We start from the raw sequence: 14904 nt of genomic DNA on the forward strand, positions 1-14904 counted from the left end.
CTCAGTGCATTGGGGCCTTTGCGTGTTTGGTCCTTGTTAGTGACTGTTTTTGGCGATCTCGCGCCTGATGGTCCTTTGGACGGCCCGACCCTGTCCAGGCTGATGCACGGCATTGGGATCAAGCCCGAGGCCACGCGCGTGGCCTTGCACCGCTTGCGCGCAGATGGGTGGATCACCTCGCACAAACAGGGACGTATCAGCGCCCACAGCCTGACACCCAAGGGCCAGAAGGATAGCATCGCCGCACGTCCACGTATTTACGGACAGCCAGACACTGAAGGCCAAAGCGCGAAGCTGGTGCTGATGCCGGAGCCTGGCACAGATTTGAACCCCACTGATTTTGCGCAGGTGGCACCGCGCCTTTATGTCTGCGCGCAAGACACTCCGGTTCCCGATGGGGCGATGATCCTTGCACCGCAAGAATTTCCACCTTGGATCGCACGTGACATGGAGTCGGACAGTCTCAGGGCCAGCTATGCCGCGCTGTTCAGTGTTCTTGAGAAAATTGAGGCCGACATGAATGATACCGGCCACCTCAGCGCACATGACATTGCGCTTTTGCGGGTGATGATCGTTCACGCGTGGCGCCGCCTAGCTTTGAAACACCCAATGCTGCCGCGTGATGCCCATTCGCCTGACTGGCGCGGGCACGCCTGCGGGACCCTGGTAACCAAGCTTCTGGATCGATACCCGCGGCCCAGCCGCGAACAGCTCAAAGCGACATAAACCGCGCTTTCCCATCAGCGGCGCAACGGTTATAGCGTGCCCATGACAAACCATCTGCATATCTCTGACCTGCCGGACGACCTTGATCTGGGACCGATCGTGGCGATCGACTGTGAAACCATGGGCCTGCACCCGCACCGCGACCGGCTGTGTGTCGTGCAACTGTCCGGGGGTGACGGCGACGCGCATGTTGTTCAGATCCGGCAGGGTCAGACAGAAGCGCCCAATCTGTGCGCGCTGCTCACCGATCCGAACGTCCTCAAGCTGTTTCACTTTGGCCGGTTCGACATTGCTGCGATGCAAAACGCCTTTGGGGCTGTCACGGCGCCGGTCTATTGTACCAAGATCGCAAGCCGCCTTGTGCGCACCTATACGGATCGGCACGGGCTCAAGAACTTGCTGCAGGAACTGCTCGATGTGGACATCTCAAAACAGCAGCAATCCAGTGACTGGGGGGCGGAAACGCTCAGCAAGGCGCAGATCGAATACGCCGCTTCGGATGTGCTGTACCTGCATCGTTTGCGCGACGTGTTGAACGAACGGCTGGAACGGGAAGGACGGATGGAGATCGCGCAGGCTTGTTTCGATTTCCTGCCGATGCGCGCAAATCTCGACCTTGCCGGTTGGCCCGAAACAGACATTTTCGCGCACGCATGACCGGCGAGACACCCTTTATAGACACCGCCCGCAGCGTTATCCGCATCGAAGCAGAGGCGCTTGTCACCCTTGCCGACAGCCTCGATGACAGCTTTCGCGCCGGTATCGACCTGCTGCTGGCGGCCAAGGGGCGCGTGATCGTCACGGGTATCGGAAAATCAGGGCATATCGCCAACAAGATCGCCGCAACCCTCGCCAGCACCGGCACGCCGGCACAGTTTGTGCATCCGGCCGAGGCAAGCCACGGCGATCTTGGCATGGTCACGCGCGACGACGTGATCCTTGCGATTTCCAACTCGGGCGAAGCGCCGGAACTGGCGAACATGATCGCCTACGCGCGACGGTTCGACATTCCGCTGGTCGGCATCACCAAAGCACCGGGGAGCGCCCTTGGCAGCCAATGCGACGTTGTTTTGCGCCTGCCCGATCTGGGCGAAGCCTGCGGCACCGGGATCGTGCCGACATCTTCCACGACCATGACACTTGCGATGGGCGATGCCCTTGCTGTGGCGCTGATGCGGCACCGGGCCTTTACGGCGGAACATTTTCGCGACTTCCACCCCGGTGGCAAGCTGGGCGCATTGCTGACGCGGGTGCACGACCTGATGCACACGGGCGACGCGATGCCGTTGGTTGGGGTTGAAACGCCTATGCAGGACGCGTTGATCGAAATCAGCCAAAAAGGGTTTGGCGTTGTCGGGGTCACGGACGCCGACGGCACGCTTGCCGGTATCATCACAGACGGCGATCTGCGTCGACACATGAGCGACAAGCTCCTGCACTTGAAGGCGCAGGACGTGATGACCACATCACCCAGAACAATCGACCCCGGCATTCTGGCACAAGAGGCCGTGGGGATCATGAATGGACAGGATGGCGGACGTTCGGTGACGTGCCTTTTCGTGACCGACCCGGACAAGACAGACGCGCCATTGGGCCTGATCCACATTCATGACTGCCTGCGGGTCGGACTGGGCTAGGGAACGTGGCATGGATGGCTATTCAAGACTGGTGGCATGGCTCAAGGTGCTGCTGCCTCTGATGGCGCTCTTGTTGCTGTCGACGCTGTTCCTGCTGTCGCGCAACATCGATCCAATGACGACTTTGCCCTTTGCAGAGACTGAAATTGATGACCGCCTGCGCGAACAGCAAATCACCGCACCCTTCTTTTCCGGGACAACCGATGCCGGCGATCAGGTGTCGGTGTCGGCCAGCACGATGGCCACGCGCAACGAATTGAACAACGAAGCAACGGATTTTTCCGCCCAGATCGACCTTGCTTCGGGCACGCGCATCAATCTGATCTCTGATCAGGGGCAGTTCGATCTGCGCGGGAACACCTCGACCTTGCAGGGAAATGTGGTGATCACCACCTCGTCCGGCTTTGATCTCAGCAGCGAGGAAATGATTGCCGAATTTGACACGCTTGCGCTGGAATCTCCGGGACCGGTGCAGGGCACGGGGCCCTTGGGAACGCTCGATGCAGGTCAGATGCGATTGCAACGGAATGGGGTGGATTCAAACGCCCATTTGATTTTCACAAACGGGGTGAAGCTGATATACACCCCGGAAATAAGAGAAGAGTGATTAATTCGTGAGATTCCTTCGTTCCCTTGCCTGCATTTGTCTGTTGGGCCTTTCAACTCCATTGGCCGCGCAGGGCACCCAGGTTGCCTTTGGCACAATCCAGCAAGACACCAGCGCCCCGGTCGAAGTAACCGCTGACGAATTGAACGTCGATCAGGCCACGGGCGAGGCGATCTTTACCGGGAATGTGGTGATTGGTCAGGGTGATATGCGTTTGTCCGCGGCACGTGTCGTCGTGATCTACCGTGAAGACAGCGCGGGGATCGAACGCCTCGAAGCAACCGGCGGCGTCACGCTGGTCTCTGGGCCGGATGCCGCCGAATCTCAACGTGCCGATTATGACATCGACAGCGGCGTGATTGTCATGTCCGGCGACGTGCTGATGGCACAGGGTCGCAGCGCGCTCAGCGCGGATCGGATGACCGTCGATCTGGATGGTGGCACCGCACGGATGCAGGGCCGCGTCAAAACGATCCTTCAGACCGGCGACAACTGATGGCCAAACCCAAGCTTACATTGGCCGAGGGCACATCAGGCCTCAAAATTTCGCACCTGCGCAAGTCCTATAAGAAAAAGCTGGTGATCCGCGATTTTTCGATGGAATTGCAGCGGGGTGAAGTCGTGGCATTGCTGGGGCCAAACGGATCCGGCAAAACGACCACCTTTTACGCTGTCGCGGGCCTTGTCGTGCCCGAAGGCGGTACCGTCTTGCTGGACGGCGCGGATGTCACGGCCTTGCCGATGTACCGCCGCGCGCAAATGGGGATCGGGTATCTGCCGCAGGAAATGAGCATTTTCCGCGGCCTCAGCGTACAGGACAACATCCTCGCCATCCTCGAAATTGTGGAACCCGACCGCCACAAACAACGCGAGCGACTCGAAGAGTTGCTGAGCGAATTTTCCATCGAACACATGCGCCGTGCACCTGCACTGGCATTGTCCGGCGGGGAACGGCGGCGGGTCGAGATTGCGCGATCACTCGCGGCAAACCCGAAATACTTGCTGCTGGATGAACCCTTTGCCGGGGTTGACCCGATCTCGGTCGGGGATATCCGAAATCTGGTCGCCGACCTCAAGAAACGGGGCATCGGTGTTCTGATTACGGACCATAACGTGCGCGAAACGCTCGAAATTGTGGACCGCGCTTACATCCTGCACGATGGACAGGTGTTGATGTCGGGCACCCCCCAAGATGTTGTACAAAACGAGAATGTGCGGCGGGTGTATCTGGGCGAAAACTTTCGCATTCAATAGGCGGCGACCTGTGCGGGCCTTCCAGTTTTGATTGACAGGACGGGTGTTTGTGGCGTGCAATGGATACATGGCTTTGACGCTGTCCATGACTCACGAACGCCGTTTTGCACTGTCAGGGTGCATGGGGTGCCATAACAGCACACAGCCTATTCCGTTTAACTGACTTTCACCCTCTGGTTGCACCCGCAACCCGTCCGTGTTGTCTGTGCGGAGCCCAAGTAAAGGAGAGACTATGCAGTATCAAATCAGTGGCAAACAGATCGATATCGGCGACGCCCTGCAAACCCACGTGCGCAATGATCTGGGCACCGTTGTCGAGAAATACGCCGAGCGTCCGACAAACGCCCAAGTCGTGTTTTCCAAGTCAGCGCATGAGTTTGTCTGCGAAGCAACCGTGCACCTGTCGACCGGCCTGACAGCACAAGCAAAGGCCCATGCTACTGAAATCTATGCTGCTTTTGACGCTTGTTCCGAAAAAATGGAGAAGCAGTTGAGGCGCTACAAACGCCGTCTCAAGGATCACCACAAGGAGCGCGCGCACCCTGTTGAACTCTCTGGCGCGTCCTCGTATATCCTCGCCTCTGACCTCGGGATCGGACGATGCGGAACCCGAAAGCTTGCAGCCGATCATCGTGGCCGAGATGGAAACCAACATCCCATCTTTGTCCGTGGGCGAGGCGGTCATGCAAATGGAATTGGCGGGCGCACCTGTGTTGGTGTTCCGGAACGAAGGCAAAAAAGGTCTGAATGTCGTGTATCGTCGGGATGACGGGAACATCGGCTGGATCGACCCCTAAAGGATCGGTGTCGACATGGGCACTGACGGTGCGAACAAGATGGCATTTGGAAATCTGCTGAAACCGGAGGCGGTAAAGGTCGTGATGTCTGTCACCTCCAAAAAGCGTCTGTTGCAGGAAATCGGTGATCTCGTACAGTCCGCGCATGGCGTTCATGCGGGCCTTGTGACCGAGGCGCTGATTGCACGCGAGGCGTTGGGCCCCACAGGCGTGGGCCACGGTGTGGCACTGCCCCACGCCCGCCTTGACGGGATTGATCACGTGATGGGCGTGTTCGTGTTGCTGGACAAACCTGTCGATTTCGACGCCGTGGATCGTCAGCCCGTCGATATCGCTTTTGGACTGTTCGCCCCCGAAGAGGCCGGTGTCGAACATCTCAAAGCACTGGCGCTGGTGTCACGGACGCTGCGGGATACCAGTGTTTGCACAAAATTGCGCGCCAACCCGGATGCGTCCACCCTGTATGCCATCCTAAACGAAGCCAAACCGGCGAAAGCAGCCTGATCAGACCGGTTTTGCCGGGTCACTCTGGCGTCCAGTCCCCAGATCCGAACAGCAGATAATCGCGGCCATAGGCTGCGCGGGCCAGCTTTTCGATCTCTGCATCATAGATGTCAGCCAGCGCCACCGGTTGTTGCGTAGCGGCCTCGGGCAAGGGCGGTACGTCCTTTAACCCAACTGAATTGGCTAGTGGCGCGAGATCTTTAGCAAGCGTTTCATGACGGATCAACCTGTCGGGCAACAAAAACTCCGCAAATCCTTCGATGATCTTGGATTGACTCGCCCAATCCGGATCAACCCGGATCGCTGTTTGACCTGCAAGGTTCGGCTTCAGGAATTCAACAAACTGGGCAAAGGCTGCTCGATGCTCGGCCTTGCCAAAGCCTGCATCGGTTGGATCATCGGGCAAGGACATCTTGTAACGATTGGTCAGCGTCGTGCGAATACCACCATACCCGCCCTGACCTGTGTTCAGGATACGGTGGCAAAACACGGCGTGGGCACGGGACAGCGGGTGGCGCAAAACGGTAAAGCTGCGATGGCCGGGATGAGACCGCATCCATTCGCGCAATTCGTTCTGTGACAGCTTTGAGGCTGGTTTGGCACCTGCCACGCGATCAATCGCCTTGAGCCACGCCAGCACAGGATCATTCCCGCCGCCACGCACAGGCAGATAGATCAACGGCGCAGAGGTGCTGGCGACATATGTGGGTGCAGCCGCACCGCGCCGGGGCTCAAAATTCGGCGTTCGTGTCAGGTTGAACTGATCGACCTCTGCCAGCGCAGCGGCCATCTGGCCGTAATTGGCAACCTTGTCAGACAGCGCGCTGGGGTTTTGCACCTTCAGGTTCTTGTCCAGCCCTTCCAACCGCGACTCCACACCCAGCCACGCGGCCAGACCGTTCATCACGTCCAGCGACTGCAAATCTTCATAAGCCACATAAAACGCCGTCTGGCCGGACACCTGCAATCGGTTGAGCAGCGTGACCTGAAATGCCTGAAGCGCTGCGAGGTGAGCAGAAAACTCATCCGCATCAAACTGCGCCTTACCGCTTTTGCGCGCCTTGGCATCCGTCAATTTCCACTGGCCAGTGCTTTGCGCAATCTTCCAGGATACATAGCTGTCGACCGGGTTGCGGGTCAGAATGATCTTGGCACATCTGGGATCGTCCATAACCTTGTCGAAAACGCGCGGGTCGTGATCGTGGAAATAGCGGAACCCGCTCAGCTCGGGCGTCTGTTTGATCGCGCGCAGCAGGCGTTTGGGTTGCTCATCGCGGGCGGCCTGAGTGACGTCGAGGATCGAGTCGCGGTTCGGATATCCGATGAAATGCGGGTTGAACGCCTCTCCATGACAGGCGAGGTCATCAAACGCGTTCAGGTTGGCCTCAAGGAAATTCGAACCGGTGCGCATTTCGGCAAACACCACGAAATAGTCAAATTGTGCCATGCCGAATTACCGCACCAGATAGGGTTTCCTCGGGCGATCTTGCGCAGGTTTCGGGCCCAGCGCCACCGGAAAGTCGCCCATCAGATACGGGTGCATGCCCTGGTTCTTGAGGTTCTGAAGAAACTGGCCAAAACCTGTCAGGTCTACCATCTGCGGCACTTCGGCAAGGCGGCGGGCCTGGGTCTGGCCAATTTCGTCCAGAATCCCCTGCAAAGGCTCCATCGGGGCCTCGATGAATTCGGCCATCGTCCAGATGCGAATGCGCGCCTTGGCAAACGGTGCGCGGAGTGTATTCAGGTGATCGCTTTCCACCTTTTGCAGGCGTGCCGCTTCTTTCCGAATGTCGATAAAGTTCATGTTGGAGCGGAAAAGCGGCACCGCCCATGCCCCCGAAATCACCGAGACCTGCGCGTTCGGATCCTTGGCGATGCGCCATGTGACTTTCTGGTTGTCCGCGGGCCCAAACTGAAAACACTGCCGTTCCCCGCGCGTGTTCCAGATCAGGTTGGTCAGAAACGCATTGGCGTTGTAATCGCGCGCAGCGGCACTATCGCTGAGCGCGCCATTCAGGGTGGTCTGCCCCTCCGCATACTCAACGGCATCCGGGTGAAACAGATGACCGTGCACGCGGGCACCTGTTGCCTTGGATAACCATGGTTCGAAATTCTCAAAAATCTCGGTAAAGCCCTGAAAGACCGAATAGGGCGCGGCCGTCACGCCATTTTCCCAATCCTCATTGGGAAAGCGGCTTTGCATGTAAAGGCCCGGCCGCCCGCGCGTCCGCCGCTCGACCGCCTTGGCAAAGATGCGGTCGATCTTGCCCGGATTGGGTTCTGTGCGTTTCATCGCGCCCGCAGGGTCAGTCAGGAAGGCGTCGTAAAGGCGATCTGCATGCGGCCAGATCTTGCGCGCCACGAAACAGTCAGACCGGCGCAAAAGCTGCAAATGGTCATCGTAAAAGATGTGCGGTTTGCCCTGAAAGTCGAACTTGGACAGAGTCAGTGAGCGACTTTCGATATTGGTCGAAAACTGCCGCGCGAGGGTCTGGTAATAGCTTTCGTCCGGAATCCACACGTGGCGGAAATAGGCATCATATTCCCGCCTGTCCGCGCCTTGCAAAATTGCGGACAGTGTTTGCCGCGTCAGGCACCACCACTGACTGCCCATATGTGGAACAAGGCCCTTCGGCACCTTGCGCTTGAATTTGAGCCGCCTTTGCAACTCAACGTATTTGTCGAACAGGAACCGCTGCCTTTTCCACGAAAATGGAAAGCGCAATGTGAACCGTTCCTGATCAAGGCCACCGACCGTCCAGGGCACATCAGCCGTTGTCGCACTTTCAATGAAATCGGTGCGGGGGCGGTCGGACAGGTATTCGCTCAACTCTTCGACCGGGCGCAGGGGCAGGCAAGACCCCGAGGCAAGGTAGACGTGGCGTACATCGTCAAATTCGGCCAGCATCAATTCGGACGCTGCCTGACTGGCCGCCACGATACCCCAACTGCCCCATTCGCAGCGATAGCGTTTGGAAAACAGGATCGACGGCACATCCGACAGCGCATTCACAAAGGCATTGTAGGTTTTGCGGGGCACAAAGGCATCCACATGGATCACCACCGGGCACCCCCCATCGCCCAGTGCCGCGCGGCCTGTTCGGCCCTGTCGAGCGCGGTGTGGACAAGCATGACAATCCCGACACTCATGCCCAGTTGCCTTTCGACATGAGGCCCAGAATTTCAAGCTGTCGCCAATTGATGTATTTTTCAGACCACTTGCACCACATGTCAGGATTTTCATCCATCATGTTTGCATAGGCTTTGTATTCGACAGAGGCAGCGTAGTGTTGTTTGCGATCCAGCTCCTCGGCAGCCTTGGTGTTGAACGTGTCTAGGAATTTCGCGTGCAGAAGCGCACCAGACGCCTTTTCACCGCCCCATTCATCGTAGACCTGATTGAGTCCACGCGGCAAAAGCATGTGGGTCGAGCTGACATAAGCGTATCGGCGTTCCCATTTGACCAAAGGTATCTTGTTGAGAGCCGGTGCCTTGGCCGGGCGATCCGGAAAGAACACACGCGCACGCGGCCCACCCTGAATCCACAGATTGCCGAACTTCTTGTTGCGCGAGATCGTATAGTTTCCACTGTCAAACCAGCTTGCGGTATCCAACGGATTTTGCCCCACCTCGTAGGGTTGTTCGTCCAACCGGCCCTTGGGGTACATGTCCAAGAGCATCGCGGAGAATGATTTGATCGATGAGGCATCCAGCCAGTCCGTCAGCGCCCGCAATGGTCGTGTGTCGCAAAACGGATAAACCAGAAATTCGTCCGGATCGACGACCAGATTCCAGTGACCATGCCCATATTTCGATTGCAGCCAGTTCAGCCAATCGACCCCAAAGCGCGCGCGTTTATAGCTGGCCTCGGTCGACCATACGGACACATCTGGCTGCGACGCGAGGTAATCGAGCGAGCCATCCGTGCTGCCATTGTCCACGATCAGGAATTGATTGATCCCCATGTCGCGGTAGTAATTCAGGAAAAACGGAAGGCGCACCGCCTCGTTGCGCAGTGTCGAAAAGGCAAGCAAATCACCGGGCCTGATCTGGTCCGTGCGGCTGACGACACGTTTGAGTTCCCGACGCTTACGGAACGCACGAATGCGCCACCGCTTGCGCTGAAGCCTCAGCCGATATGACTGCCAAGCGCCCAATCAGAACCGTCCTCTACCCGCCGCCAAGTGCGACACCGACGCACGTATCAGGTCAACCTTAACACAGTCTTGAAATGTGCGTCCCATTTCGGCGGGACAAACGGCTGCTGCTTCGACGCGTCTGGCCCTCTGCTGGCCAACTCTTTTATCTTATTGATCCATAGATAACGATCTGAAACGCTTGCGTAAATGGGAATATCGCCAAGGATTTCTCGCATAACTGGAAGATCGTTAACAATTACGGGTACGCCGCGCGCAGCTGCCTCGGTCGCGGGCAAACCAAAGCCTTCGGCATGGGTCGGGAACAGAACACCGGCAGATCGCTCGACAAGGGCGGCCAGCGCACCATCACTCAGCCCCGCAACTTCCCGCACAGGGCCATCTGATTGCAGCGCATCAAGCCGCGCAAACACCGCTTCATTGTTCCACCCACGCCCACCTGCAAGGATCAGACCGGGGGCATCCGGCCCCATTTCGGCCCAGATATCGAGCAGGAAAGCATGGTTCTTGCGTGGCTCAATTGTGCCAATCGAAACGAAAAATGGTGCCTTAATGGGCAATCCAGCCGGGATGTCATCGGGTGCTGGTGCCGCGACGTCTGTTCCCAAATGCGAAACAATAGCTTGGGGTGGCACAGGCAAATGCGCTTCTGTTCGCATCTTGGTATCCTGGGAATTATAGATCATCAGATCGGCATATGCGCCAACCCGCGCAATCATCTGCGCAAAAGGCTGCACCGTTCCTGCGCGCTGAAACTCGGGAAAATCCAGCGGGATCACATCGTGGATCAGTACCGTGATCCGGGCGTCTAGGGCCCGCATGGTTCGCAAAACACGTTCCGTCAGATTCGAGTGCCCGACGTTGAGATAGGCAAAACCGGCAGGCATTTTGCGCCCCAGCATCGGCTTGAGCAGCACAGGGGGCACACGCCCGATGGAACACCTGCGCGCGCAACGCCAAGTGTCTCGGTGATGCGTGTCGGCACTGGCATTGGGGGCGGAGAAGTAAGGGCGCAGTTCGGCAAGCCCCGCCTGATCCAACAAAATGTACCCGATTTTTGACCTGATCAGACCAAAGACCGGGACTGCATCCTGCAGCAACGCCGTGAGGTACGCCAATTCAACCCGGTCCACGCCAGTCAGCACTTTGCCCGATCGGCGCATCAGGCGGGTGATGTCCAAAAGGCGCGCGGCTGGCGGTTTATGCGTGGTGTGGGTCAGTCCGATGCCTTTTCACGTCGACAGTCTGCACCGCATGCATAGCAGAAGTGACATCAGAAATGCGCGACAAAGGCACCCGCCTTTATTCGGCCGCCTGATCCATCTGAACAACATCGCGGATGTATCCCAACAGATCATGGCGCAATTCCTCACGCGCAAGGCCGAAAGACACAGTGGCCTGAAGGAAACCGGACTTCGATCCACAATCAAAACGCTGGCCACGGAAGCGGTAGCCATACACGCCTTCATTGCTGCCAATGGCTTGCGCAATGGCGTCTGTCAGTTGAATTTCGCCACCCGCACCGGATTTCATCTTGTTGAGCGAGCGCAGAACCTCAGGCGACAGAATATAGCGCCCGATCACGGCAAGGTTCGACGGCGCCTCGCCAGCAGGGGGCTTTTCGACCATCCCTTTGACCTGAACGATCTGACCGTCTTCGGCCTCTACGTCCAGCACACCGTAAGAAGACGCTTTTTCCGGCGGAACCTCCATCGCGGCGACCATATTGCCGCCGGTTTCGGCATAGGCTTCGACCATTTGCTGCAGGCAGGGCTTTTCAGCAGCGATGACATCGTCCGGCAAGATCACAGCGAACGGTTCGTTGCCGATCAGACGACGCGCACACCACACGGCATGGCCAAGGCCCAGCGCCTTGTGCTGGCGGATATAGGCAATCGCGCCGCTGTCCATGTTGGTGTCCTTGAGGATCTCAAGAAGCTGATCCTTGCCCTTTTTCCGCAATTCCTGCTCAAGCGTAGGGGCGTGATCAAAGTAGTCCTCAAGCGCGCCCTTGCCGCGCGAGGTCACAAATATGAATTCCTTGATGCCAGCGGCCCGCGCCTCGTCAATTGCGTATTGGATCAGCGGGCGATCCACCAAAGTCATGATCTCTTTCGGAACCGACTTTGTAGCAGGAAGAAATCGCGTCCCCAGCCCGGCGACCGGAAAAATCGCTTTCGTTACCTTCTTACGCATACAAACCTCAAAAATTTTAATTGCCCGTGTTCTGGCCCTATCTACTCATAGAATACGACTGGAAAATGTCCAATTCCTGAATTCGCGCTGCCTACGGGGAATTTTCGCAAAGACGCGCCTATTTTGTCAGTCGACAAGGCGTTGACCGGCGATACGTCGCCGCTCGCGGGCAATACGCCCGGAAAATGACCAGAATGCAAACAACGGATCGCTGCGATCTGATCGCCCGAAAAGACCGCCACGATGTTCCCAATATCCATCCGGATGAAAGCGGATGCGGTGAAAAAAGGCGGTGGGTGACAAGAGAATGAGGGTCACATTCTCCCCCCCGGCAGCACGTTTGGCCGCTTCCTCGCGCAGTCGTTTCGCCTGCCAGATGCGACCCGACAGGACAATCGCCGGACGCAGACCCCGAAATCCCGGCTTGAAAGGCGCAACCGGGCTGCGCGACACCTGCGCGCCACCGCGCGGACGCTCAATACCGGCCTTGTATCCTTCATCCAGCCGCTTGAGCAGACGCAGCACGTCACCCGGCAGCAACCGGCCAGCGACCATATGTTCAAGGCAGCGCATCCGTTGGCCGTTGCGGATGTCGCGCCAGTGCGCGGCCGTGTCCGCCTCATCCATATGCTTGCGTTGAAACACCGCCCAGCTTGCCCCGATGTCGAACAGATCGCGCGGCACACGATCCGCGCGACGGCGCGTGCTGGCGGCAAATCCATGGTGCACCTCGGCCATGGGCACAATCGCCGTTGCATGTCCGGCCCGCGCAAGGCGCACGTTCAAATCGGTTTCATCCAGAAAAAACGCAAAGCCGGGATCAAACCCTTCGAGCGCGATCAGCACGTCGCGCCGCACCGCCATGTTGGTGCCTTCCGTCTTTGTCGCCCGGTGCCCTTTGGGGGTCAGAACAGTGGCGCGTTCGGGGTCCAGTTCCAGCGGTTCGGTCGCGCCGGTTTCATCCACACTGCGCCCCATCCACTGAAACGAAATCCCGTTGCGCCCCCGCACAAACCCACCCGTTGCCGCAACATGGGATTGCTGGAAAGGCGTGATCAGGTGGGTCAGCCAACCGGGTTCCGGAACGGCATCATCATCGATGAAGGCGATGATATCCCCGGCGGCATGACTGATGCCCAGATTGCGCGCCTCCGAAATGTTGGGGTGCTCAAATGGAACCACCTTCAACTGATCGACAAAGGGCAATTCAGAAACGGCTGTGCGACCATCCTCGTCCGCCACAACGACAACTTCGAACGGTGCGAACTGTACCTGGGCAAGGCCCGTCAGACAGCGCATCAGCGCATCCGGCCGGTCGCGGCTGACAACCACAACACTGACCGGAAGTTGGGTCATTCCAGACCCATCTGCGCCATCATTGCCTCGATCCGTGGGACATCGGCGGGGTTGTTCAGCTCCCAGAACTGGCGCCCGCGCGCCTCAACCTCGACGCACAGAACCTGACGTCCGTTTTCCAGAAAACGCAACTGTTCCAGCCCTTCAAGCTGTTCCAGCGGTCCTACCGGCCAACCGGGATACGCAGCCAATGCGCCCGGGCGATAGGCATAGACCCCGACATGGTGGAAGACAGGCGTGTCGGCCTCATCGGCATATGTCTTGTTGGTATAGGGAATGACCTCTTTGGAGAAATAGAGGCCCTGATTCTGTGCCCCGAACACTGCCGTTGTGCCACCGACGCGACCCGCCTTGCGGTCCTCAAGAAATCCGTTGAGCGTCGCACCGTCACAGCGCAGCACGGGCGTTGCAATCTCGGCCTCGGGCGCGGCGCGCAGACCCTCGACAAGGCCTTCGATGAACCACGCCGGTGTCAACGGCGCGTCGCCCTGCAGGTTCACCACGATGTTAAAACCACCGCCCAGCGCCGCATGGGCCTCGGCGCAGCGCTCCGTGCCGTTGCCGCACAACTCGGATGTCATCACGACTTCTGCACCAAACGCCTCTGAGGCCACCTTGATACGGTCATCGTCCGTCGCAACCACCACGCGATCAATCCCAGACACCTCCATCGCCGCACGCCAACTGCGTTCGATCAGGCTCTGTTCAACGCCGGTTGCACCTTTCAGCGGAACAAGGGGTTTGCCGGGATAGCGGCTTGATGCGTAGCGGGCGGGGATGACAAGCAGGACAGACATCAGGCGGGCTTCAATTCGACGGACGGGGCATAGGCGATAAAGAACGGGTTGGCATAGCCATCCTTGCCATAGACCAACGGCGTGTGATCATCGAAACGCACCACCTTGCCACCCGCACCTGACAGGACAGCATGGCCAGCGGCCGTGTCCCACTCCATCGTCCGCCCCACGCGGGGATACAAATCCGCCTCGCCAGTCGCGATCAGACAGAATTTCAGGGACGATCCGGCACTTTTCATGTCCTTCACGCTGTATTTGTTGATGTAATCATCCGTGGCCTGATCGCGGTGCGATTTCGAGGCGACAACCAGCAAGGCCGCGTTGTCGCTGTCGGCCACGCGTATCGGGGTCAAGTCACCCATCGTGTCTGTGTCGAGCGCGCCTGTTTCCTCAACCGATTGCCCATCGGCCTGGGTAAAGAACATACGACCCTTGGCCGGGGCATAGACCACCCCACGGGTCGGCACACCGCCCTCGACCAAGGCGATGTTGACTGTGAAATCACCCCGGCGGTGCACGAATTCCTTGGTGCCATCCAGCGGATCAACAATCAGGAACGTATCGCCCGAGGTCCTATGGGTCGCTGCCTGTTCTTCGGTGACCAGCATGACATCCGGAAACGCGGACCGCAGTCCTGCCGAGATCAAGGCGTCCGCCGCCTCGTCCGCTGCGGTGACCGGGCTGTCATCAGACTTGGATTTCACGTCAAAGTCGTCCTGCCCGTAAATCTCCATGATCTTGTCACCGGCTTCCAGCGCGAGCTTTCGGATCACGGGGATCAACACGTCATAATTCATAAAAGCGCTCCTTGGCCGGGCATTTGTTGAAAAACCGTTGCGCGGCCCTTATGCTGCGACGCTAACGGAACGGCAA

The 14904-nt window shown here is 58.4% G+C and carries 14 protein-coding genes and 2 pseudogenes; 8 read left to right on the top strand and 8 right to left on the bottom strand.

The window, feature by feature from the left end:
- The first annotated feature begins 39 nt into the window (after positions 1-39).
- From ACERZ8_RS05250 to ACERZ8_RS05285, 8 genes and pseudogenes are all read left to right on the top strand, one after another.
- Complete coding sequence (locus tag ACERZ8_RS05250; protein ID WP_407594167.1) at positions 40-726, top strand: PaaX family transcriptional regulator C-terminal domain-containing protein; 687 nt, start codon at positions 40-42, stop codon at positions 724-726.
- 42 nt (positions 727-768) lie between these two features.
- Positions 769-1383 carry a ribonuclease D gene (locus ACERZ8_RS05255; RefSeq protein WP_407591087.1) on the top strand — a complete coding sequence of 205 codons (615 nt, stop codon included), beginning with the start codon at positions 769-771 and terminating at the stop codon, positions 1381-1383.
- Positions 1380-2363, top strand: coding sequence for a KpsF/GutQ family sugar-phosphate isomerase (locus tag ACERZ8_RS05260; protein WP_407591089.1), 984 nt, complete (start codon positions 1380-1382; stop codon positions 2361-2363). The genes ACERZ8_RS05255 and ACERZ8_RS05260 overlap by 4 nt, the downstream gene beginning before the upstream one ends.
- Positions 2364-2373: 10 nt before the next feature.
- On the top strand, positions 2374-2970 hold the full coding sequence (gene lptC, locus ACERZ8_RS05265; protein WP_407591090.1) for an LPS export ABC transporter periplasmic protein LptC: 597 nt from the start codon (positions 2374-2376) through the stop codon (positions 2968-2970).
- 43 nt (positions 2971-3013) lie between these two features.
- Positions 3014-3466, top strand: a complete 453-nt coding sequence (locus ACERZ8_RS05270) for an LptA/OstA family protein (protein ID WP_407591092.1) — start codon at positions 3014-3016, stop codon at positions 3464-3466.
- Entirely contained in the window at positions 3466-4224 is a 759-nt protein-coding gene (lptB, locus tag ACERZ8_RS05275) for an LPS export ABC transporter ATP-binding protein (protein ID WP_407591094.1), read from the top strand. The genes ACERZ8_RS05270 and lptB overlap by 1 nt, the downstream gene beginning before the upstream one ends.
- 232 nt (positions 4225-4456) lie before the next feature.
- Positions 4457-5021 (top strand): annotated as a pseudogene (hpf, locus tag ACERZ8_RS05280) (ribosome hibernation-promoting factor, HPF/YfiA family).
- A 39-nt stretch (positions 5022-5060) separates the two neighbouring features.
- The gene (locus ACERZ8_RS05285; RefSeq protein ID WP_407594169.1) at positions 5061-5525 is read left to right on the top strand and encodes a PTS sugar transporter subunit IIA; all 465 of its coding nucleotides are present in this window, start codon (positions 5061-5063) and stop codon (positions 5523-5525) included.
- 19 nt (positions 5526-5544) lie between these two features.
- Here ACERZ8_RS05285 and ACERZ8_RS05290 read toward each other — a convergent pair whose 3' ends face one another.
- The 8 genes and pseudogenes from ACERZ8_RS05290 to cysQ all read right to left on the bottom strand — a co-directional run bounded on the left by ACERZ8_RS05290 (position 5545) and on the right by cysQ (position 14828).
- Positions 5545-6972, bottom strand: a complete 1428-nt coding sequence (locus ACERZ8_RS05290; protein WP_407591096.1) for a sulfotransferase family 2 domain-containing protein — start codon at positions 6970-6972, stop codon at positions 5545-5547.
- Positions 6973-6978: 6 nt separating this feature from the next.
- Positions 6979-8675 (bottom strand): annotated as a pseudogene (locus ACERZ8_RS05295) (DUF5927 domain-containing protein).
- A complete protein-coding gene (locus tag ACERZ8_RS05300; protein ID WP_407591097.1) occupies positions 8672-9682 on the bottom strand; it encodes a glycosyltransferase family 2 protein in 1011 nt (336 codons plus the stop codon). Before ACERZ8_RS05300 ends, ACERZ8_RS05295 begins: the two are co-directional and overlap by 4 nt.
- 47 nt (positions 9683-9729) lie before the next feature.
- Entirely contained in the window at positions 9730-10845 is a 1116-nt protein-coding gene (locus ACERZ8_RS05305; protein ID WP_407591098.1) for a glycosyltransferase family 4 protein, read from the bottom strand.
- A 139-nt stretch (positions 10846-10984) separates the two neighbouring features.
- A complete protein-coding gene (gene galU, locus ACERZ8_RS05310) occupies positions 10985-11878 on the bottom strand; it encodes a UTP--glucose-1-phosphate uridylyltransferase GalU (RefSeq protein WP_407591099.1) in 894 nt (297 codons plus the stop codon).
- Positions 11879-12004: 126 nt separating this feature from the next.
- Positions 12005-13234 carry a glycosyltransferase family 2 protein gene (locus tag ACERZ8_RS05315; RefSeq protein ID WP_407591101.1) on the bottom strand — a complete coding sequence of 410 codons (1230 nt, stop codon included), beginning with the start codon at positions 13232-13234 and terminating at the stop codon, positions 12005-12007.
- The gene (locus tag ACERZ8_RS05320) at positions 13231-14031 is read right to left on the bottom strand and encodes a 3-deoxy-manno-octulosonate cytidylyltransferase (protein WP_407591102.1); all 801 of its coding nucleotides are present in this window, start codon (positions 14029-14031) and stop codon (positions 13231-13233) included. Before ACERZ8_RS05320 ends, ACERZ8_RS05315 begins: the two co-directional genes overlap by 4 nt.
- Positions 14031-14828: a 3'(2'),5'-bisphosphate nucleotidase CysQ gene (gene cysQ / locus ACERZ8_RS05325; RefSeq protein ID WP_407591103.1), complete on the bottom strand. Its 798-nt coding sequence runs from the start codon at positions 14826-14828 to the stop codon at positions 14031-14033. Before cysQ ends, ACERZ8_RS05320 begins: the two co-directional genes overlap by 1 nt.
- Positions 14829-14904 lie beyond the last annotated feature (76 nt).

The organism is Tateyamaria armeniaca (assembly GCF_045797845.1).
Classification (GTDB): domain Bacteria; phylum Pseudomonadota; class Alphaproteobacteria; order Rhodobacterales; family Rhodobacteraceae; genus Tateyamaria; species Tateyamaria armeniaca.

Excerpts from the sequence above, each read along its gene's own strand:
- ACERZ8_RS05260 (WP_407591089.1), top strand. The coding sequence starts at position 1,380 with ATGACCGGCGAGACACCCTTTATAGACACCGCCCGCAGCGTTATCCGC.
- ACERZ8_RS05285 (WP_407594169.1), top strand. The coding sequence starts at position 5,061 with ATGGCATTTGGAAATCTGCTGAAACCGGAGGCGGTAAAGGTCGTGATG.
- lptC (WP_407591090.1), top strand. The coding sequence starts at position 2,374 with ATGGATGGCTATTCAAGACTGGTGGCATGGCTCAAGGTGCTGCTGCCT.
- ACERZ8_RS05290 (WP_407591096.1), bottom strand. The coding sequence starts at position 6,972 with ATGGCACAATTTGACTATTTCGTGGTGTTTGCCGAAATGCGCACCGGT.
- galU (WP_407591099.1), bottom strand. The coding sequence starts at position 11,878 with ATGCGTAAGAAGGTAACGAAAGCGATTTTTCCGGTCGCCGGGCTGGGG.
- ACERZ8_RS05255 (WP_407591087.1), top strand. The coding sequence starts at position 769 with ATGACAAACCATCTGCATATCTCTGACCTGCCGGACGACCTTGATCTG.
- ACERZ8_RS05320 (WP_407591102.1), bottom strand. The coding sequence starts at position 14,031 with ATGTCTGTCCTGCTTGTCATCCCCGCCCGCTACGCATCAAGCCGCTAT.
- cysQ (WP_407591103.1), bottom strand. The coding sequence starts at position 14,828 with ATGAATTATGACGTGTTGATCCCCGTGATCCGAAAGCTCGCGCTGGAA.
- ACERZ8_RS05315 (WP_407591101.1), bottom strand. The coding sequence starts at position 13,234 with ATGACCCAACTTCCGGTCAGTGTTGTGGTTGTCAGCCGCGACCGGCCG.
- lptB (WP_407591094.1), top strand. The coding sequence starts at position 3,466 with ATGGCCAAACCCAAGCTTACATTGGCCGAGGGCACATCAGGCCTCAAA.
- ACERZ8_RS05305 (WP_407591098.1), bottom strand. The coding sequence starts at position 10,845 with ATGCGCCGATCGGGCAAAGTGCTGACTGGCGTGGACCGGGTTGAATTG.